The organism is Comamonas sp. GCA5 (genome assembly GCF_036541385.1).
Lineage (GTDB): Bacteria > Pseudomonadota > Gammaproteobacteria > Burkholderiales > Burkholderiaceae_C > Comamonas > Comamonas aquatica.
In genome coordinates this window covers 61,603-80,594 of sequence record NZ_JAZHFR010000007.1, presented here as the reverse complement: position 1 = coordinate 80,594, position 18,992 = coordinate 61,603, and the positions used below count along the sequence as shown (strand labels likewise).

Sequence of the window (18,992 nt, the reverse complement as noted above, 5' to 3'; positions counted from 1 at the left end):
TCGGCGCCATTTGTGCACGACGTTGGCGTTGATGCCGTGCGAGAGCGCCACGCTGGCCACCGATGCACCGGGCTGGGCGCACTCGGCCAGGATCTGCTGCTTGAGCTCGGCGCTGTGGCGCCGACGGGTCTTGTTCTGGGCTTCGGTCATGGTGTCCACCTATCTGGTTTGGTGGACACCATCGTTGCCGCTTACGCCGCCGCCCTCAAGGGTGGGATGACCGTGCGCTTACCTTCTACCGCACTCATCACCAAGACATACAACGACAACACAGTGCTGACCTTCCGCAATGACGGCTGGTTCAACATGACCAAGGCTGCGAAGGCCTTCGGCAAGGAATCCAAAGAGTTTCTGCGCTTGCCTTCAACCTTGCGCTACATCGAGAGCCTGGAAAAGGTGGGAATTTCCCACCTTTTAGAAACCAGCCTAGGGCGCAACGGCGGCACATGGGCACACCCCAAGCTGGCCGTGTTCTTCGCCCGCTGGCTGGATACCGACTTCGCCGTCTGGTGCGACATCGTGATTGACGACATCCTGCGCGGCAAGGCCGATGTGGTCATCACCAAGCCCGAGCAATCGGAAATCCTGAAGATGCCCACCAGCCTGCTGGAGACTGCCGGGCTGTGGATTGCCGAGCTACGCAAGAACGAAGCCCTGAAGCTGGAGAACAACGAGCTGAAGGAGGAGAAGGCGCTGCTGGAGCATGAGGTCACCCACTTCACCATCAGCGAGTACCAGACCGCTGCTGGCCGTTACTTCTCCCCCAGCCAGCGCGGCAAGTTGGCACGCCACGCCGCCGCCTACTGCACCTCCAAGGGCTTGGAAATCGCCCGCAAGCCTATGACCTACACCAACCCCAGCAACGGCGAGACCTACGACAACATGGTCAAGGTCTACCCCCGCGAAGCGTTGGAGCACGCAACCCCTCTGGTGCTGAACTGAGCACCGGCCAATAGCCGCCTACGGGTGGCTTTCTTTCGACCACAACAGAACAAGCAGGGAAATGCAATGACACGTGCAATCATCACCAAGACCTATCAAGACCACGCCGCTGTGCTGGCCACCCACGAGGATGGCTGATTCAATGCCACCAAAGCTGCAAAGGCTTTCGGTGAGACTGGAGCCAAGCAAGCAAAGGCAGGCTGCATGCCCGTAGGGATGCTCTTGGGCTGCTGTAAAGCGCCCACAGAGCGCCGTTCGGTCTGGGCAAGGGAGTAGTGGCACTCAAGGGCAAAAACGCCACAGAGCACCCCTGTGTGGTCTGGATTGATTGCTACAACTAAAGTAGCATAAAATCATTGCTGGGCGTGGCTTGGAATTACGGGGACGCCTAGAGGAAAGCCAAGCCAAAAGACAATATATAAGAAATGACTATAGGTATCTTCAGGTTCCCTCTAGGTAGCCCTCTGGCATCTCCAAGCAATCCTTGGTGAAGTAGCTGTAGTGAATGAAGAAAGAGTCCCATTCATAGGCAGTGCCAAGACCAGCCCCCAGCTCCTCGCTATTGAATGAATGGGGAAGGGTTCATCACATAAGCAGGTGTTGTGGTTGTCGTGAAGTTCTTCTGCTGCCTCTGTGTCCCTTCCCCGCCCCTTTCCAAGCCAGCGCCAGCATCAGCAGCCTTGCACCTCATGGTGAAGGCGTCAGGCTCATGCGCAGTGCCTGCCCTGCCTTGGTCAGGATGTTTGCATGACAAACCCTTCAGCGGCCTCTGTGCTGCCTCTGCTTTTGCGGTTGTCCCCCGTACCCCGTCAGAGCGGATGAGCAGCTATGTAGGCTGCTGTGCCCGCCTATCAGACCCCATGTTCAAGACCCCGGCCTTGGCTGGCGCTGTGCTTCCTTCAGTGATGCTCAGTGCCTGCTGCAGCTGTGGTCTTGGTCATGGGGTTTTTTGCCTTCTGCTGTTTTCGACCTTTTCCCACTATATGGAATGCATCTGTACTGCCCTGTCGTTTTCTTCGAGCCTCCACGCGAGCCTTCCATCCGCCCCTCTGTGCCTTTTCCAAGCGCGGCGCTGTGTATGTCTTGGGTAGGCGCAGAAACGGGAAGGAGACGGCCTCAATCGCCTCTATGCGGTCTTCAAGGTCTATGCCTTGGTAAACCTTTGTCCCGATGCTGCCCTGCGTCTCATGGCCTGTAATCGCGTCTTGCACCTTCTCTGGAATCTTTGCCTTGGACATGCGTGTGCGGATGAGGTGTCGGAATGAGTGGAAGTCTGGGTACTTCTCAGTCAGCCCAGCCTCGCGCCTGAATTCACCGAACCAGTTCGATATGTATAGGCCAGGACGCTCTGGGTTGGCATTCAGAATCGGCCATAGACGCTCATAGCCTGCAGCCTTGATGGCTTGGGCGTATTCAAGCAAGCCAAGCCTGACCAGTTCAGAGTGAATGGGGATGTCCCGTTTGCTTGCATCGCTCTTGAGGCGTTGACCAGCGCCTGAGTCAGTGATGCGGAGCATGGGTGTTCCATCAATGACGAAGATGTCATCAGCCCGGAGCTGGGCCAGTTCACCAATCCGTGCACCTGTGTACAGACCTATCAAGGGCACCCAATACGCGGCATCGCTGCCTGACTTGCTGCCCTTGGGTGTGTCGTAGTTGGTGAATAGTGGCTGGCTGAATAGCTGCTGCAGCTCATCATCACGCCATGCGCGCCGCGTTTGCTCTTTGCTGACCTGAATGTCCAAGCCTTCCCAAGGCTGGCGAGGAATCAGCTCCAGCTCTTTGTGGGCGTAGCGCAGCAGTGTTTTGACCCAGACCAGCCGCATCCGCGCTGTCTTGCTGGAGATGTCTTGGGTATGCAGCCAGCTCCTGTAGGTATCTCCGTGCGCTCTGGTCAGCTGGTCTATGCGCAGGTTGCCTATCACTTGCACACACGAATCCACGGCAAGCAGGCAGTAGCTTTCTGAAGAGCGTGTCCGCTTCTTGGACTTCAGCCACCGCTCATAGAGCTGTCTGAGGGTCAGGCACTGGCTAGGTGCTGGTGGCGCTGCCTGTGGTGTTGCTGGGGTGCTGGTCGCTGTGTGGACTGGGTGTATCCCATGCAGAGGCGCTAATGCCCTCTGCGCCTGCTCTGAGAGGCTTGGCAAGGTGGCGTTGGGGGCTTCCTTGGCTGCGCTGAAAAGCGCCAGTAAGCGTGCGCGTTCAATCGTGCCCAGTAGCTCGGCTTGAGACCTATCAGCAGTCCCTAGTGTTTTTCGGAAGTAGCTGCGTCCTAGCCTTGCTCGGAGGTCTTTGGGTACAACTATGCGCAGGTGGTAGATGCCACCTCTACGATGCAGCCCGATGGGGGTCGCCATGGTCGTTCAACTTGGTCTGTAATGGACAAAGTGACACACCAGAGTGACACAAAATGGCTAAAAGGTGGATTTCAGGAGCGCATCCCTTTAATTGCTAAAGGAGTCCTGAGGATAAATGACAAGCCTTACCTCGGCACTGGTTTCACAGTTAGGGCTGCTTGGTTCCCCACCTGACCCGGTTGGCTGCTTCCCCATGCGAGGGGGCCTGTCAGGGACGGATTATAGGGCCTGTTGCGGCCCCCTGCAGGCCGGCGCGAAGATAAACCGCCGGTGTTGGTGGTGTCCGGCGTGCAACCCGTAGAATCCGGCCCCATGTCTTATCTCGTGCTCGCCCGCAAATACCGTCCCCGCAACTTCGCCGAAATGGTGGGGCAGGAGCATGTCGTGCAGGCCCTGGGCAACGCGCTGACGCAGCAGCGTCTGCACCATGCCTATTTGTTCACCGGTACGCGCGGCGTGGGCAAGACCACGGTGTCGCGCATTCTGGCCAAGTCGCTCAATTGCACAGGTGCCGATGGTCAGGGTGGTATCACCGCCACGCCTTGTGGCGTCTGCCCTGCGTGCACGGAAATCGATAGCGGCCGCTTTCCTGACTACATCGAGCTGGACGCGGCCTCCAACCGGGGTGTGGACGAGGTCCAAAGCCTGCTGGAGCAGGCGGTGTACAAGCCGGTGCAGGGGCGCTTCAAGGTCTTCATGATCGACGAAGTGCACATGCTGACCAACACGGCCTTCAACGCCATGTTGAAGACCCTGGAGGAGCCGCCGGAGTACCTCAAGTTTGTGCTGGCCACCACCGATCCGCAGAAGGTGCCGGTGACTGTGCTGTCGCGCTGCCTGCAGTTCAACCTGCGGCCCATGGCGCCGGATACGGTGTTCGAGCACCTGACGCAGGTGCTGGCCCAGGAACACATTGCGGCCGAGCCCCAGGCCCTGAAACTGCTGGCGCGCGGTGCGCGCGGCTCCATGCGCGATGCGCTGTCGCTGACGGACCAGGCGATCGCCTTTGGTTGCGGTCAGTTGCAGGAAGCTTCGGTGCGCCAGATGCTGGGCAGCGTGGACCGCAGCTATGTGTTCCGCCTGATTGAAGCCCTGGCGCAGGGCGATGGCCGCACGGTGGTGGAAACGGTGGACACGCTGCGCTACAACGGCGTGTCGGCGGGTTCGACCCTGGAGGAAATGTCCAGCATCCTGCAACGCATGGCGGTGCTGCAGGCCGTGCCCGACATGGCCGCGGCCGGCGATGCTGCCGACCCCGATGCGCAGGAGATGGTGCGCCTGGCACAGCTGATGCCCGCGGACGAAACACAGCTGCTCTACAGCATCTGTTTGCACGGCCGGCAGGAGCTGGGCCTGGCGCCGGATGAATACGCGGCCTTGACCATGGCCTTGCTGCGCCTGCTGGCCTTCAAGCCCCAGAACGGACCAACCACCAGCGCTGCAGCGCCCCTGGCTGAAAAAAAACACTGAAACCCGCTGACAGTGCAGTGCCGCAGGCTGAAGCTGCTCAGCCTCAGCCTCAGCCTCAGCCTCAGCCTCAGCCTCAGCCACAGCCACAGCCACAGCCACAGCCACAGCCACAGCCACAGCCACAGCCACAGCCACAGCCACAGTCGGCCCTCGCAGCCACGCGGGTGGAGGTCGCCAAGCCCGCCGATCAGGTGGCCGTTAGCGCGCCAGTGGTGGCGCCACCGGAAGCGGTGGCGATGGACGATGCCACCTCTGCGGACGACGACCTGTCGCCGCCCTGGGACGATGAGCCAGAGCAGGCCGTGGAGCCGCAGGAGCCAGAGCCCCCGGTGTGGGACGATGTGCCCATGGATGCGGCGCCCTGGGAGGGCAGGGCGGCCGAGATGGTGCCTGTCGACGCCGTGGCAGAGCCGGTGGCGCCGCCGGCCGCGGCCATCGCCGTGGAGGCCACGCCCTTGGGCGACGTCTGGCACGCCGTGGTCACCCAGCTGGATGCGGCGCAGGCGATCACCGCCTTGGTGCGTGAGCTGGCCTTGCAGTCGCAATTGATCGCCCAGGAGGCCGGCGTGTGGACGCTGCGCGTGGAGCGGGCGTCACTGAACCAGGCCGTGGCGCGTGAGCGCCTGGCCAAGGCCCTGGCCCAGGTCACTGACTGCACCAGCCTGCAGCTGGAAAGCGGCAAGGTGACCGATACCCCGGCCTTGCGCAACAAGGCGCGCGCCCAGGCACGGCAACTGCAGGCCGAGGCGATTGTGGCCAATGACCCGAACGTGCAGTTCCTGCAAACCACGTTTGGCGCGACCATCGTGCCTGGCAGCATCCGCCCGGTATAGCAGGCGCCGGGACTGGGGCATGCCAAGTCATGGCACCATCGCAGCATCTGATTTTTTGAGTGACAAATAAAGGAAGCCAACCATGTTCAACAAAGGACAACTCGCCGGTTTGATGAAGCAAGCCCAGACCATGCAGGACAACCTGAAGAAGGCGCAGGACGAGCTGGGCAACATCGAAGTGGAAGGTGAATCTGGCGCGGGTCTGGTCAAGGTGGTGATGACCTGCAAGCACGACGTCAAGCGCGTGACCATCGACCCCAGCCTGCTGCAGGACGACAAGGACATGCTGGAAGACCTGGTGGCTGCTGCGTTCAACGCCGCCGTGCGCAAGGCCGAGGAAACCTCGAATGAAAAGATGTCCAAGCTGACCGCGGGCATGCCCGGTCTGCCCGGTGGCATGAAGTTCCCTTTCTGAGCGCGTTGCGCCGCAGGACCCCAGGGGAAAGCCATGGTGCTTTCCCTTTTTCTTGGCACATGGGTTTGAGACATGTCTGACCTTCAACCGCTGGACCCGCTGATCCAGGCCCTGCGCCGCTTGCCTGGTGTGGGGGTGAAGTCGGCCCAGCGCATGGCGTTCCACCTGATGCAGCGCGACCAGGATGGCGCACGCGTGCTCTCGCGCGCCTTGCAGGAGGCGGTGGATTCGGTGCAGCACTGCAGCCGTTGCAACACCTTCACGCACGACGCCGTCTGCCCCATCTGCCGCGATGCCGCGCGCGATGCCGCGCGCCTGTGTGTGGTGGAGACCCCTGCCGATCTGGCCGCGATGGAGCGCACTGGCGCCTACAGCGGCTACTACTTTGTGCTGATGGGACGCATCTCCCCGATGGACGGTGTGGGTGCCAAGGACATTGGTTTGCCACGGTTGCTGGAGCGGGTGGCCGATGGCGTGGTGCAGGAGGTGATTTTGGCCACCAGCTTCACCACCGAGGGTGAGGCCACGGCGCATGCCGTGACCGAGTTGATGCAGGGCCGCCAGGTGCAGGTGACGCGGCTGGCGCGCGGTGTGCCGGTGGGCAGCGAGCTGGAGTATGTGGACCTGGGCACGATTGCCCATGCCCTGGTCGAGCGCCGCTAAGAGTCGTTGACACTACCTCGGGTACGGCGTCGCTTGGCATGGTCGTACGGAGCGGCTGCCTGCGGCTTCGCATCTCGTTTCAAGCCTTTATCTCCGAGGGGTTGGGTTGTGAGAGTGGCTCTCAGGCACCTTCCCCAATAAAAAAGGGCCCTGAAAAACCAGGGCCCTTTTTGTCGTCGGCGCTCAGCGCTTGCGCTTGGTCGGCGTGTCGCCGCGGGTTTGTTGCGCCACCTTGGTGACCACGGGTTTCTCTTTCGCAGTTCCGGTGGCGCGCGGGCGCTTGGAGGTGTTGCTTGCCTTGGTGCTCTTGCTGACCTGTGCGGTGCGGGTGGGGGCGGCGCTGACGCGCACGGTCTTGTACACCTCCAGCGACTGGCCGGCGCGCAGCGAGGCAGTGGGCTTCATGTCGTTCCAGCGCGCCAGGTTGGCCAAGGTCACACCATGGCGGCTGGCCACCTTGGCCATGTTGTCGCCACGCAGCACCTTGACCGCGGTGCGGCGCGTCACTTCGGTGATCTCCGGCGCAAACGCCAGGGTGCCGTGGTCGGCGATGTGCGTGGACACGTCCTGGCGGTGCTGGGGCGATCGCGGCACCATCAGGGCCGATCCGGCCTTGATCATCATGCGTGGCGGAATGCGGTTGACGCTGCGCAGGTCGGTCTCGCTCATGCCGACCCGCTGGGCGGCACTGGCCACCGTCATGGTACTGGGGGCGACCCAGACGGTCCAGCTGGCGTACTGGTCGTCATCGTAGGCGGCCAGGTTGCGCTGGAACACCTTGGCGTTGTCCCAGGGCAGCAGGATCTGGGTGGTGCCGGCAGCAAAGATGGTCGGGCGGCTGAACGAGGGGTTGAGAGCCTTGAAGTCCTCCAGGCGCACGTCGGCCAGGCGGGCGACCAGCTCGATGTCCATGTCGCGCTTGATCTCCACCGCCTGGAAGTAGGGGTGGTTCTCGATGTTGGGCAGCTCGATGTTGAACTTTTCCGGGTGGGCGATGATGTTTTTCACCGCTTGCAGCTTGGGCACGTAGTTGCGTGTTTCGCCCGGCATGTTCAGGTCGGTGTAGCTGGTCTCCAGGCCCATGCGTTCATTGCGCTTGATGGCGCGCCCGACGCTGCCTTCGCCCCAGTTGTAGGCGGCCAGGGCCAGGTGCCAGTCGCCGAACATGCGGTGCAGCTTTTCCAGGTAGTCCAGGGCTGCGCGGGTGGAGGCCAGCACATCGCGGCGGTCGTCCCGGAACGCGTTCTGGGTCAGCTCGAAGTACGAGCCCGTGGCCGGCATGAACTGCCACATGCCGGCGGCCTTGGCGCTGGACACGGCCTGCGGATTGAAGGCGCTCTCAATGTAAGGCAGCAGGGCCAGCTCCATCGGCATGTTGCGCTGCTCCAGCTCCTCCACGATGTGGAAGAGGTACTTGCTGGAGCGTGTGGTCATGCGCTCGATGTAGTCGGGGCGGCTGCCGTACCACTGCTCTTGACTGCCGACCAGCTCGTGCTCCAGGTCGGGCATGGCAAAGCCGCGGCGGATGCGTTCCCACAGGTCGCTGTTGTATTCCAGCGAGGTGACCTTGGAGGTGCCGGGGGAGGCGCGTGTGATGGGCTTGAGCGGACCGTCGTACGAGGAGGTGGAGGGGGCGGTCGCGCAACCAGCGAGCCAAACCACGCTGGCGAGGACTAAAAGATGGCGCAAATTCATCGGAATGCGTTTTTCCATTCACGCAGCGCTGCGAACACGCTGGCGGGTTGTGTAGGGTCTACGGTGGAGCAAAAGTGGTGTGCGCTGTGCGCAACCTCTGTAACGTCGCAACGTAGAAAAGGGTTGATTGCCAGCTCCTGCCCCAGCGTCGAGGGCAGGGTGGGCTGCTGTTGCTGGCGCAGTGCCTCGCAATGCGCGCGGTATTGGAGCAGGGCAGGGTTGCTTGGTTCCACCGCGCAGGCAAATTTCAGGTTGCTCAGAGTGTATTCATGGGCGCAAAACACACGGGTGTCGTGTGGCAAAGCCGCCAGCGTCTGCAGCGAGTCGTACATCTGCTGCGCCGTGCCCTCGAACAGGCGGCCACAGCCGCCGGAGAACAGCGTGTCGCCGCAAAACAGCAGTGGTGCCGCATCCACGGGGGCGCAGTACCAGGCGATGTGGCCGGCGGTGTGGCCGGGCACTTCCAGCACCTGCCAGTCCTGCCCCAGCAGGCGGATGCGGCTGTGCGCGTCGACGCGCACCACGGGCTCGGGCAGGGGCTCGTAGGCCGGGCCGTAGACCGTGGCGCCGGTGGCATTACGCAGCACGTCCACGCCGCCCACATGGTCGGCATGGTGGTGGGTCACTAGAATGGCTTGCAGCTGAAGGCTCTGGGCGTGCAGCGCCGCTTGAACGGGCCCGGCGTCGCCAGGGTCCACCACCACGGCGTGCTGGCCGTCGTGCAGCAGCCAGATGTAATTGTCAGAAAACGCAGGCAACGGCAACAGGTTCATGAACGATGCAAAGCAAGAGGGCCATCCGTGGATGGCCAAGGCATTTGGCCGCTATCTGCTCGACTGGGAGCAGCAGCGGTGTGATGAGGCGGTGGCGGATATTTTCGGCTATCACAGCGTGCAGCTGGGCTGGCCCCTGCTGCAAGCGCTGCGCCACAACCGCATGCCCAACCGCTGGGTGGCCGCGCAAAGCACCGATTGGAACCTTGAACCCGGGGCTTGCCAAGTCCCTGAAGGTGTACAACTTTTGTGCGCCCCCGAGGCGCTGCCGTTCGCCGAGTCCAGCGTCGACCTGCTGGTCATGCCCCACACCCTCGAACATTGCCAGGACCCGCATGCCGCCTTGCGCGAAGCGGTGCGCGTGCTGGTGCCCGAAGGACGGCTGCTGCTGTTTGGACTCAACCCCTATAGTCTGTGGGGGCTTCAGCATGGGCTGGAGCGTGTGCCGGAGCCCGGGTTGAATGCCTGGCGCGGCCTGCCGTACTGGCGCGTGCGCGATTGGCTGCAGGTGCTGGCCATGGACGTGGTGGCTGCCGATTTCGGTTGCCACGCCCCGGCGCTGGAGGCGCCGGCCTGGCTGCAGCGCTGGCGCTGGATGGATCGACTGGGCAACAAGGCCTGGCCGGTGCTGGGCGGTGCATACTGCGTGCTGGCTGTGAAAAGGGTGCATGGCATGCGCCTGCTGGAGCCTGCGTGGCGCAAGCGTGCGCCCGCGGCGCAGGCCCGCCCGGCGGCAGCGTGCCAGCAAGCACCACAAAGGAAATAAATTTGAACCAAGTAGTGATTTACACGGACGGGGCCTGCAAGGGCAACCCGGGGCCGGGTGGCTGGGGCGTGCTGATGCAGGCCGGGCCGCACACCAAGGAGTTGTTTGGCGGCGAGCGCGAGACCACCAACAACCGCATGGAGCTGACCGCCGTGATCGAAGCGTTGCGCGCCCTCAAGCGCCCCTGCGATGTGACGCTGTTCCTGGACAGCGAGTACGTGCGCAAGGGCATCACGGAATGGATCCATGGCTGGAAAGCCAAGGGCTGGAAGACTTCGACCAAGCAGCCGGTGAAGAACGTTGAGCTGTGGCAGGCGCTGGATGCGCTGGTCAGCGGCGCGGGACACCGCATCGAGTGGCGCTGGGTCAAGGGCCATGCGGGCGATCCGGGCAACGAGCGGGCCGATGCCCTGGCCAACCTGGGCGTGGACCGGGCGCTGGGCAGAATTTGAAAAAGATAGCGCCTGGCGCTGAATGAGCAAGGGCTTCAGATAGGTTTGTATCTGAGGCCCTTTGTCTTTGTGCGGATGCCGCTCATTTTTTGTGCAGCCCTGCATTCGGCTGCGGCACTGCTGTGCGGTGCACCATGGCCCGTCACGCCCAGTTAGAATCGCCAGCTTGCATTGTTGGTGCTCGCAACTTGGTTCGCAAGATTGCAGTTCAACGGGAAGCAGGATGGTGGGTCGGCCTTCGACCTGACCTAGCCTGCGCTGCCCCCGCAACGGTGAGTCCCTGGCGCCTGTCATAGCGCCCCTCCATCAATACAGCCACTGGATGCCTTGAACAAGCACCTGGGAAGGCGATGGACTGAGGGACCAGCCCGGATACCGGCCAACATTCGTGTGTCTGCCCCTTGGGCAGGCATGTTTGCCCATGGTCGGCGGGGAGGCTGACACGGGTGGAATCTGGTGATGTTTCCAATGAATGTGTTCGAACAACGGCGTCAGCGTGCCTGGATGCCGGCGATGGCGTGGCGCCCGGTCTCTCTGGCGGGCCTGGTGGCGCCGGCGGCCTCGGCGGCCCTGGATGAGGTGGTGGTCTCGGCCACGCGCTCCGAGCAGCGCCTGAGCGAGGTGCTGGCGGATGTGACGGTGCTGGACGGGGAGGCCCTGGAGCGCAGCGGCGCCCTGGCGCTGGAAGATGTCATGGCCAAGGTGCCGGGCATCCAGATCACCCGCACCGGTGGCCCGGGTTCGGACACCAACCTGTTCCTGCGCGGCGCGCACAAGCAGCACACGGCGGTGTATGTCGACGGCATCCGCATCGATGCCCAGAATGGCTCCGGCGGCGCCCCTGGGAGACGCTGCCGCTGGAATCGATCGAGCGCATCGAGGTGCTGCGCGGCGCGGCCGGTGCGCTGTATGGCTCGGACGCCATGGCGGGCACGGTGCAGATCTTCACCCGCCGTGGCGAGACCGGCTTCAAGCCCCATGTGTCCGTGGGCGCGGGCTCGTACGGCACCAAGAAGGGCACGGCCGGATTCAGCGGCGGGCAGGGCGCCTGGGACTATGCCCTGGGCCTGTCCTATGCCGACAGCGAGGGCTTCGATGCCAAGACCGGGGGCACCCGCCGCAACGTGGACAAGGACGGCTATGTGCGCAAATCGGCGAATGCGCGCGTGGGCCTGCAGCTCAGCGCGGGCCAGCGCCTGGACGTCACGGCCCTGACCAGCGATTCGAACGCCGGCTACGACAGCCGCGCCCAGGGCAACGACCGTGCGGTCCGCACCCTGGATGCCTATGGCCTGAACTGGCAGGGCGACTGGACGCCCGCGTGGCGCACGCGCGTGGCCGTGAGCCAGTCGCGCCACGGCTACGACACCTGGACGGCCACGCACTACCGCACCGAAACCCTGCTGCGCAATTACCTGGTGCACAACGAATGGCGCAGCCGCGTGGGCACTTTCTCGGTGCTGGCCGAGCGGCGCGAGGACACGCTGGAGAACACCAGCCTGGTGGGCGGTGACGCGCGCTCGCGCCACCAGAACGCGCTGGGCCTGGGCTATGGCCTGCACTGGCAGCGGCACGCCGTGCAACTGAACCTGCGCCATGACCGGGACAGCGACTTTGGCGGCAAGCGCACGGCCACACTGGCCTATGGCTGGGACTTCGCCCCGCACTGGAAGGCCACGGCCTCGGTGGGCACCGGCTTTCGCGTGCCCACGCTGTTCCAGCGCTTCTCGCAGAACGGCGATGCCAGCCTGAAGCCCGAGGAAAGCCGCAACATGGAACTGGGGCTGCGCTGGGGCGACAAGGACCGTGCGTTCAGCGCCACGGCCTACCGCAACAAGATTGAGAACCTGGTGGTCTATGCCGCCAAGCAGGGCACCTGCCCGGTGGCGCTCAGCCAGGGCTGCTACCTGAACGTGGACGCGGCCCAGCTGGAAGGCATCACTCTGGCCGGCAACTGGCGCGCCGGTGTGGTGAAGTGGTATGCGTCGGTGGATTTCCAGAACCCACGCAATGCCCAGACCGGCCGCTTGCTGCAGCGCCGCTCGCAGCGCTATGCCACCCTGGGGGCTGAACCACCCTGGCGGGCTGGACCCTGGGCTCCGAGCTGCAGGCGGCCAGTCGCCGCTTCAACGACGATGCGGAGGCCGTCAAATCCCTGGGTGGCTACACCCTGGTGAACCTGTCCGCCTCGCGCCAGCTGGCCAGGGACTTCACGCTGACCGCGCGCATCGACAATGCGCTGGACCGTGACTACACCCTAGTCAAGGACTACGCCACCGCCGGGCGTACGCTGTGGCTGGGCGTGAAATGGATGTCCTGGTAACCGCCGACGCCGTATCTGCCCGCCGTGGCCCTGGCGGGCACCCCCGAGAGCTTGCATGTCACCACTGATTACCCCTCCATCCCCTCCCGTGCACCACTGCGTGGCGGTGCTGATTGCCGCCCCCGCTTCGGGCCAGGGCAAGACCACCATCACCGCGGCGCTGGCGCGCTGGCATGCCCGCCAGGGGCGCCGCGTGCGGGTCTTCAAGTGCGGGCCGGATTACCTGGACCCGTACTGGCACCAACTGGCCAGCGGGGCCACGGTGCACAACCTCGATGGCTGGATGGTGGGCATGGACGAGGTGCGCGCGCGCCTGCATGCTGCGGCCGCGCAGGCCGATGTGATCCTGATCGAAGGCGTGATGGGCCTGTTCGACGGCAGCCCCACCGCGGCCGATCTGGCCACCCAGCTGGGCGTGCCGGTGCTGCTGGTGGTTGATGCCTCGGCCATGGCGGGCAGCTTTGGCGCACTGGTGCTGGGCATGCAGCAGTACCAGCCGGGCGTGCCCTGGGCCGGTGTGCTGGCCAACCGCGTGGCCACCGGCATGCACACGCAGATGCTGCAAAGCAGCCTGCGCGACCCGCAGCTGTGGCTGGGCGGCTTGCAGCGCATGGGCCCGGGCAAGGACGCGCAGCTGCTGCCCGAGCGCCACCTGGGCCTGGTGGCAGCCCACGAGCTGCCCGATGCCATGGCGCGGCTGAATGCCGCGGCCGATGCCCTGGCCGACACGCCCCTGGGGCGCATGGACTGGCAGGACTGGCAGCGCTGGTCGGTGGCGTTTGAAGCCCCGGCGCAGCCCGTGGCAGCCCCCCAGCCCTGGCTGCGCGGGCGCACCGTGGCCGTGGCCAGCGATGCGGCGTTCAGCTTCATCTATCCCGCCAACCTGGACTGCCTGCAGGCCATGGGCGCCAACCTGGCCTTCTTCTCGCCCCTGGCGGGTGAGCGCCTGCCGGTGTGCGATGCCGTCTGGCTGCCCGGTGGCTACCCCGAATTGCACGCCGCCACCCTGGCGGCCAACACCGGGCTGCAGGCCGACCTGCAGCAGCACGTGCAGGCCGGCAAGCCCGTGTGGGCCGAATGTGGCGGCATGCTGGCCCTGGGCCAGCGCATGACCGATACCCAGGACCAGAGCCAGCCGCTGTGGGGCATCCTGCCGGGTGAGGCGCGGATGCAGGAACGCTTGGCCGGCCTGGGCATGCAGCAGTGCGCGCTGCAGGGTGGGGTGCTGCGTGGGCACACCTTCCATTACTCGCGCTTCACCTGCCAGGCGGCCGAGGTGGCGCGCACCAGCCGCCCCCGGCAGCCGGTGGCGCCCGACAAGGGCGAGGCCATCTACCAGCACGGCAGCGTCCATGCCAGTTATTTCCATGCCTGGTTTCCCTCGCACCCGCGTGCCGTGGCCGCCTTGCTGGGGGCCGAGCCCGTGCAATGGGACACGGCCGCACAGCCATAATTTGCGCTCCACACCATGACTTCTCCGATGCAACCCTCCACCCCCGCGCTGCCCTGGCAGGAATTGATCCTGGGCGGCCAGAAAAGCGGCAAGACCCGCCGGGCCGAGCAGGCGGCGCGCACCTGGCTGGACGGCGCCCCCGGGCGCGAGGCCGTCTACCTGGCCACGGGCCAGGCCTGGGATGCCGAGATGCGCCAGCGCATCCAGCGCCACCAGGACGACCGTGCCGCCCGCGTGCCCGGCATGCGCACCCAGGAGGCCCCGCGGGCCCTGGCGCAGGCACTGCAGGCCTGCAGCCAGCCGCAGACCCTGGTGGTGGTCGATTGCCTGACCCTGTGGCTGACGCACTGGATGATGCCCATGGAGGGCGTAGATTTTGGGGCTGATCAGGCTCCAGCCCAGGACTGGAGCGCGCAGCGTGCTTTGTTTTTGGAAGTGCTGGCCGCCTGCCCCGGCCCGGTGGTGGTGGTGGGCAACGAAATTGGCCTGGGGGTGATTCCCATGGGGCGTGAAGTGCGTGCCTTCGTGGATGCCCTGGGCAGCCTGAACCAGGACGTGGCCCAGGTGTGCCGCCACGTCACCTTGATGGCGGCCGGCTTGCCGCTGCAGCTCAAATGATCCGGCTGTCACGCCGCGGCCTGTGGCTGGCGCTGGGCCTGTGGGCGGCCGGTTTGGGCCAGGTGCAGGCCGCCGATCGGGCCACCGACCTGGCGGCGTTGGGGGCCCAGGATGATCGGGGCCGCCCGGTGGCGCGCGTGCAGGCGCCGCAGCGCATCGTCAGCCTGCTGCCGTCGTTGACGGAAACCGTCTGCGCCCTGGGCGCCTGCGACCGCTTGGTGGGCGTGGACCGCTATTCCAACTGGCCCGAAGACCTGCAGCGCAGGCTGCCCGTGCTGGGCGGCGGCCTGGACCCGAACGTCGAGGCCATCGTCGCCCTCAAGCCCGATGTGGTGCTGCTGTCCAACTCGGCTCGCGTGGTGGAGCGCCTGGAGGCCCTGGGCCTGCGCACCGTGGCGCTGGAGCCGCGCACCCAAGCCGATGTGCAGCGCGTGCTCCACAGCGTGGGCCAGCTGCTGCGCCTGCCACCGGCGCAGGTGCAGCAGCAGTGGCAACGCATGCAGGATGGCATCGATGCCGCGGCCCGCACGCTGCCTGCCGGCGTGCAGGGCGGGCGGGTGTACTTCGAGGTCAGCCGCGGCCCGTTTGCGGCCGGGCCGTCGTCCTTCATCGGCGAGCTGCTGACGCGCCTGGGCATGCGCAATGTGGTGCCCGATGCGATGGGGCCGTTTCCGCGGCTGAATCCCGAATTCATTGTGCGCGCCCGCCCCGACGTGATCATGATGGGCAACCACAGCATGCAGCTGGCGCACACCTACCCGGGCTGGACCACGCTGGAGGCGGTCCGGCAGCAGCGCATCTGCGCTTTCGATCCCCGCGAGTCCAGCATCGTCGTGCGCCCCGGCCCCCGCATGGACGAGGCCGCGCGCATCATCGCCCGCTGCCTGCGTGACAAGGCCCCCCGCCATGCACCGTAACCCGCCACAGGGCGCCCTGTCGCACGAAGCCGCGCGCAGCCGCTGGCTGGCAGCGGGCCTGCTGGCGCTGACCGCCGTGCTGTTGCTGCTGGGCGCCAGCGTGGGCAGCACCGGCTGGGAAAGCATGTGGTCGCTGCGGGACGACCCGGTGGTGCAGCAGATCGTCTGGGACATCCGCCTGCCGCGCACCCTGGGTGCCTGGCTGGCCGGGGCCTTGCTGGGCCTGGCCGGGGCCGTGGCCCAGGGCTTGTTCCGCAACCCGCTGGCCGACCCGTACCTGCTGGGCAGCGCCTCGGGCGCGGCCCTGGGCGGCGCACTGGCCATGGTGCTCAGCGGCACCGCAGCCATCGGCATGGCCTGGATGCAGCGCCTGGGCATGACCGGCATGGCCTTTGCCGGTGCGGCCGCAGCGGTGGTGCTGACGCTGGTGCTGGCGCAGGGCGTGCAAAACAGCCTGCGCATACTGCTGGCCGGTGTGGTGGTGGGCGTGGTGCTGGGCGCCGTGCGCGACATGCTGGAGCTGCGCTACCCCGACATCCTGCAGCCCATGAAGGCCTTTGGCCTGGGCAGCACGGCCTTCATCGGCTGGGCGGCCTGCGCGCTGCTGCTCGGGGCCTGGGCCCTGTGCAGCGGCGTGGCCTGGGCCTTGTCCCGGGTGCTGGATGCGCTGACACTGGGCGAATCCACGGCCGCCAGCCTGGGCCTGCCGCTGGCGCCCATGCGCGCCGGCCTGATCGCCGTGATGGCGCTGGCCACGGGCACGGCGGTGGCGCAGACCGGCTTGATCGCCTTCGTGGGCCTGGCCGCGCCCCACCTGGTGCGCAGCATGGTGCGCGTGGGCCATGCCCGCAGCATTTGGTTGGCCAGCCTGATGGGCGGCGTGGTGCTGCTGGTGGCCGACATCCTGGCGCGCTGGGTGATGGCACCCGAGGAATTGCCCGTGGGCGTGCTGACTGCCTTGCTGGGCGGCAGCTACCTGCTGTGGCTGATGCACCGGGGCCATGCGGCCCGGCAGGTGCGGGGCTAGACCATGACCGAGGTGCCCATCTTGACGCCATCCCCCGCCCTGCAGACGCGCGACCTGCGGGTGTCCGCCGGTGCCCAGCCCCTGCTGCACGGCGTGCAGGTGCAGGTGCCGGCCCAGCGCTGGACCGCCGTGGTCGGCCCGAACGGCGCCGGCAAGTCCACGCTGCTGCGGGCCCTGGCGGGTTTGCAGCCGCGCAAGGCCTGGCAGGGCCAGCTGGACCTGCTGGGCCGCCCCTTGGCCGCATGGTCGGGCCGGCAGCGTGCGCGCACCCTGTCCTGGATGGGGCAGAACGAGGCGGTGGCGCAGGAGCTGTGCAGCTATGACGTGGTCATGCTGGGGCGCCTGCCCCACCAGGCCTGGCTGGCTCCCCCCAGTGCCCACGACCATGCCGTGGTGCGGCAGTGCCTGGAGATGACGCAGGCCTGGGACTGGCGCCATCGCCCGCTGGCCGAACTGTCTGGGGGCGAGCGCCAGCGCGTGCTGCTGGCCCGCACCCTGGCCGTGCAGGCGCAGGTGGTGCTGATGGATGAGCCCCTGGCCAACCTGGACCCGCCGCACCAGAGCGACTGGATGCAGACCGTGCAGCAGCTGGTGCGCCAAGGCCACACCGTGGTCAGCGTGCTGCACGAGCTGGGCATTGCCCTGCAGTCCGACCACCTGCTGGTCATGCAGGCCGGGCGGGTGCTGCACCAGGGCGCCACGCACGATGCGGCCACGCATGCCGCGCTGGAGGCGGTGTTCGACCACCGCATCCGCATTCGCCAGGTCGAGGACATGTGGATGGCACTGCCCAGTTGACCCCTGTTTTTTTGTCCCTCCCGCTTCTTTGCAAGCACCCACTCTGAAAGGAAATCTGCGATGCATATCGAACCCGGTCTCGTCGATGGAACCAAGATTCTGCTGAGCTATGCCACGGCCACGGCGGCGTTGGCCTATACCGCCAAGCTGGCCTGGGACATGGTGCGCAGCAACAGCGTGCAAGCCCTGCTGCTGCGCTCGGTGGTGGCCACGGCCCTGGTGTTTGCCTTCTTTGAAGTGTTTCCGCACCACCCGGTCGGGGTGTCCGAGGTGCACCTGATCCTGGGCACCACGCTGCTGCTCATCTTCGGCGCAGCGCCGGCGGCCATCGGCCTGGCGGCCGGCCTGCTGGTGCAAAGCCTGTTCTTCGCGCCGCAGGATCTGCCGCAGTACGGCATGAACGTGACCACCTTGCTAGTGCCGCTGTTCGCCACGGCCGTGCTGGCGCGCCGGGTGATTCCGGCCGACATGGCCTATGTGGACCTGAGCTATGCCCAGACCTTCAAGCTGTCGGTGGCCTACCAGGGTGGCATCGTGCTGTGGGTGGGCTTCTGGGCGATCTACGGCCATGGCGTGGGCGCAGAGAACCTCGCCAGCATCGGCAGCTTTGGCGCGGCCTACATGACCGTGGTGCTGCTCGAGCCCCTGATCGATCTGGCCGTGCTGGCCGCCGCCAAGTCCTGGCGCCGCCTGCAGGGCAGCGCCGTGCTGGAGCGCCGCGTGTACCAGGCCGCCTGAACCCGGCGGGCGCACAGCCCCTGTGCGTCCGTGCCCCGTTCCACCGGTGCGGCGCCATGCGCGCGGCCGGTGGGCACCCGCGACCCGCGCAGGGCACACCGTGCCTTGCTTTTCCCCTGGATGCCAGGGCCTTGTTCACCCGGCGTGCGCTGCACGCGGGGACCCTTCCGTTATGCAAATCGAAACCCCACCTTCCACCAAACCTTACGAGAAGCCCGATGGTGAGCGCCGCGGCCTGGTCATCGTCAATACCGGCAATGGCAAGGGCAAGACCACGGCGGCCTTTGGCCTGGCCTTCCGTGCTACGGGCCGTGGCAAGGCCGTCAAGGTCTACCAGTTCATGAAGGTGCCCACGGCACGCTTTGGCGAGCACCGTCTGGCCGATCAGGTGGGCCTGCCCGTGCAGGGCCTGGGCGATGGCTTCAGCTGGAAGAGCAAGGACCTGGAGCAGTCGGCGCAACTGGCCCGCGAAGGCTGGGACAAGGCCAAGGCCGACATCCTGTCGGGCGACTATTTCCTGGTGGTGCTGGACGAAGTGACGTATCCCTTGATCTATGGCTGGTTGCCCCTGCAGGAGGTGCTCGACACTCTGCGTGCGCGCCCCAAGCACGTGCACGTCTGCCTGACGGGCCGCCGCTGCCCGCAGGAAATCATCGATATGGCCGATACCGTGACCGAGATGCAGATGATCAAGCACGCCTTCCAGGCGGGGGTCCCTGCGCAACGCGGCATCGAAGACTGACAATCGCAGC

General features: G+C 65.8%; 18 protein-coding genes, 1 other RNA gene, 2 pseudogenes and 1 riboswitch. Of the genes and pseudogenes, 16 read left to right on the top strand and 5 right to left on the bottom strand.

Features of this window, described 5'->3' with window-relative positions:
• Positions 1-150 (bottom strand): transposase (locus SJH88_RS03230; protein ID WP_274753597.1); only part of this gene is annotated, 150 nt, incomplete at its 3' end.
• Between the two features lie 72 nt (positions 151-222).
• Here SJH88_RS03230 and SJH88_RS03225 point away from each other — a divergent pair.
• On the top strand, positions 223-942 hold the full coding sequence (locus SJH88_RS03225; protein WP_274753592.1) for a KilA-N domain-containing protein: 720 nt from the start codon (positions 223-225) through the stop codon (positions 940-942).
• A gap of 899 nt (positions 943-1,841) precedes the next feature.
• Here the strand turns inward: SJH88_RS03225 and SJH88_RS03220 are convergent.
• Positions 1,842-3,299 carry a site-specific integrase gene (locus tag SJH88_RS03220; RefSeq protein ID WP_274753591.1) on the bottom strand — a complete coding sequence of 486 codons (1,458 nt, stop codon included), beginning with the start codon at positions 3,297-3,299 and terminating at the stop codon, positions 1,842-1,844.
• Positions 3,300-3,413: 114 nt separating this feature from the next.
• Positions 3,414-3,509, bottom strand: an RNA gene (ffs, locus tag SJH88_RS03215) — signal recognition particle sRNA small type.
• A 102-nt stretch (positions 3,510-3,611) separates the two neighbouring features.
• On the opposite strand from ffs, the pseudogene dnaX reads away from it, so the two are divergent.
• The 3 genes and pseudogenes from dnaX (at position 3,612) to recR (ending at position 6,680) form a co-directional block, all read left to right on the top strand.
• Positions 3,612-5,602 (top strand): annotated as a pseudogene (gene dnaX / locus SJH88_RS03210) (DNA polymerase III subunit gamma/tau).
• Positions 5,603-5,684: 82 nt separating this feature from the next.
• Entirely contained in the window at positions 5,685-6,017 is a 333-nt protein-coding gene (locus SJH88_RS03205; protein ID WP_042416157.1) for a YbaB/EbfC family nucleoid-associated protein, read from the top strand.
• Positions 6,018-6,089: 72 nt separating this feature from the next.
• The gene (gene recR / locus SJH88_RS03200) at positions 6,090-6,680 is read left to right on the top strand and encodes a recombination mediator RecR (protein WP_274753590.1); all 591 of its coding nucleotides are present in this window, start codon (positions 6,090-6,092) and stop codon (positions 6,678-6,680) included.
• A 183-nt stretch (positions 6,681-6,863) separates the two neighbouring features.
• Here recR and SJH88_RS03195 read toward each other — a convergent pair whose 3' ends face one another.
• Both SJH88_RS03195 and gloB read right to left on the bottom strand, forming a co-directional pair.
• The gene (locus SJH88_RS03195) at positions 6,864-8,375 is read right to left on the bottom strand and encodes a transglycosylase SLT domain-containing protein (RefSeq protein ID WP_274753596.1); all 1,512 of its coding nucleotides are present in this window, start codon (positions 8,373-8,375) and stop codon (positions 6,864-6,866) included.
• Positions 8,372-9,148, bottom strand: a complete 777-nt coding sequence (gene gloB, locus SJH88_RS03190) for a hydroxyacylglutathione hydrolase (RefSeq protein ID WP_274753589.1) — start codon at positions 9,146-9,148, stop codon at positions 8,372-8,374. Before gloB ends, SJH88_RS03195 begins: the two co-directional genes overlap by 4 nt.
• On the opposite strand from gloB, the gene SJH88_RS03185 reads away from it, so the two are divergent.
• The 12 genes and pseudogenes from SJH88_RS03185 (at position 9,147) to cobO (ending at position 18,982) form a co-directional block, all read left to right on the top strand.
• Entirely contained in the window at positions 9,147-9,914 is a 768-nt protein-coding gene (locus tag SJH88_RS03185) for a class I SAM-dependent methyltransferase (protein WP_274753588.1), read from the top strand. The two genes, gloB and SJH88_RS03185, sit on opposite strands and share 2 nt — an antisense overlap.
• Positions 9,915-9,916: 2 nt before the next feature.
• Positions 9,917-10,366, top strand: coding sequence for a ribonuclease HI (gene rnhA, locus SJH88_RS03180; protein ID WP_042416145.1), 450 nt, complete (start codon positions 9,917-9,919; stop codon positions 10,364-10,366).
• A 172-nt stretch (positions 10,367-10,538) separates the two neighbouring features.
• Positions 10,539-10,764, top strand: a riboswitch (cobalamin riboswitch).
• 61 nt (positions 10,765-10,825) lie between these two features.
• Positions 10,826-11,131, top strand: a pseudogene (locus SJH88_RS03175) (TonB-dependent receptor); the annotation flags it as partial.
• Between the two features lie 116 nt (positions 11,132-11,247).
• Positions 11,248-12,543, top strand: coding sequence for a TonB-dependent receptor plug domain-containing protein (locus SJH88_RS03170; protein ID WP_274753587.1), 1,296 nt, complete (start codon positions 11,248-11,250; stop codon positions 12,541-12,543).
• On the top strand, positions 12,540-12,689 hold the full coding sequence (locus tag SJH88_RS03165; protein WP_331698954.1) for a hypothetical protein: 150 nt from the start codon (positions 12,540-12,542) through the stop codon (positions 12,687-12,689). Before SJH88_RS03170 ends, SJH88_RS03165 begins: the two co-directional genes overlap by 4 nt.
• A gap of 55 nt (positions 12,690-12,744) precedes the next feature.
• Positions 12,745-14,142, top strand: coding sequence for a cobyrinic acid a,c-diamide synthase CobB (locus SJH88_RS03160; protein ID WP_274753586.1), 1,398 nt, complete (start codon positions 12,745-12,747; stop codon positions 14,140-14,142).
• A 15-nt stretch (positions 14,143-14,157) separates the two neighbouring features.
• Positions 14,158-14,760, top strand: a complete 603-nt coding sequence (locus SJH88_RS03155; RefSeq protein ID WP_274753585.1) for a bifunctional adenosylcobinamide kinase/adenosylcobinamide-phosphate guanylyltransferase — start codon at positions 14,158-14,160, stop codon at positions 14,758-14,760.
• The gene (locus tag SJH88_RS03150; protein ID WP_274753584.1) at positions 14,757-15,677 is read left to right on the top strand and encodes an ABC transporter substrate-binding protein; all 921 of its coding nucleotides are present in this window, start codon (positions 14,757-14,759) and stop codon (positions 15,675-15,677) included. The genes SJH88_RS03155 and SJH88_RS03150 overlap by 4 nt, the downstream gene beginning before the upstream one ends.
• Positions 15,667-16,704, top strand: a complete 1,038-nt coding sequence (locus SJH88_RS03145; RefSeq protein ID WP_260673802.1) for a FecCD family ABC transporter permease — start codon at positions 15,667-15,669, stop codon at positions 16,702-16,704. Before SJH88_RS03150 ends, SJH88_RS03145 begins: the two co-directional genes overlap by 11 nt.
• Positions 16,705-16,707: 3 nt before the next feature.
• A complete protein-coding gene (locus SJH88_RS03140) occupies positions 16,708-17,502 on the top strand; it encodes an ABC transporter ATP-binding protein (protein ID WP_409819271.1) in 795 nt (264 codons plus the stop codon).
• Between the two features lie 60 nt (positions 17,503-17,562).
• Entirely contained in the window at positions 17,563-18,240 is a 678-nt protein-coding gene (locus SJH88_RS03135) for an energy-coupling factor ABC transporter permease (protein ID WP_043384932.1), read from the top strand.
• A gap of 172 nt (positions 18,241-18,412) precedes the next feature.
• Entirely contained in the window at positions 18,413-18,982 is a 570-nt protein-coding gene (gene cobO / locus SJH88_RS03130; protein WP_274753583.1) for a cob(I)yrinic acid a,c-diamide adenosyltransferase, read from the top strand.
• Positions 18,983-18,992: the final 10 nt, after the last annotated feature.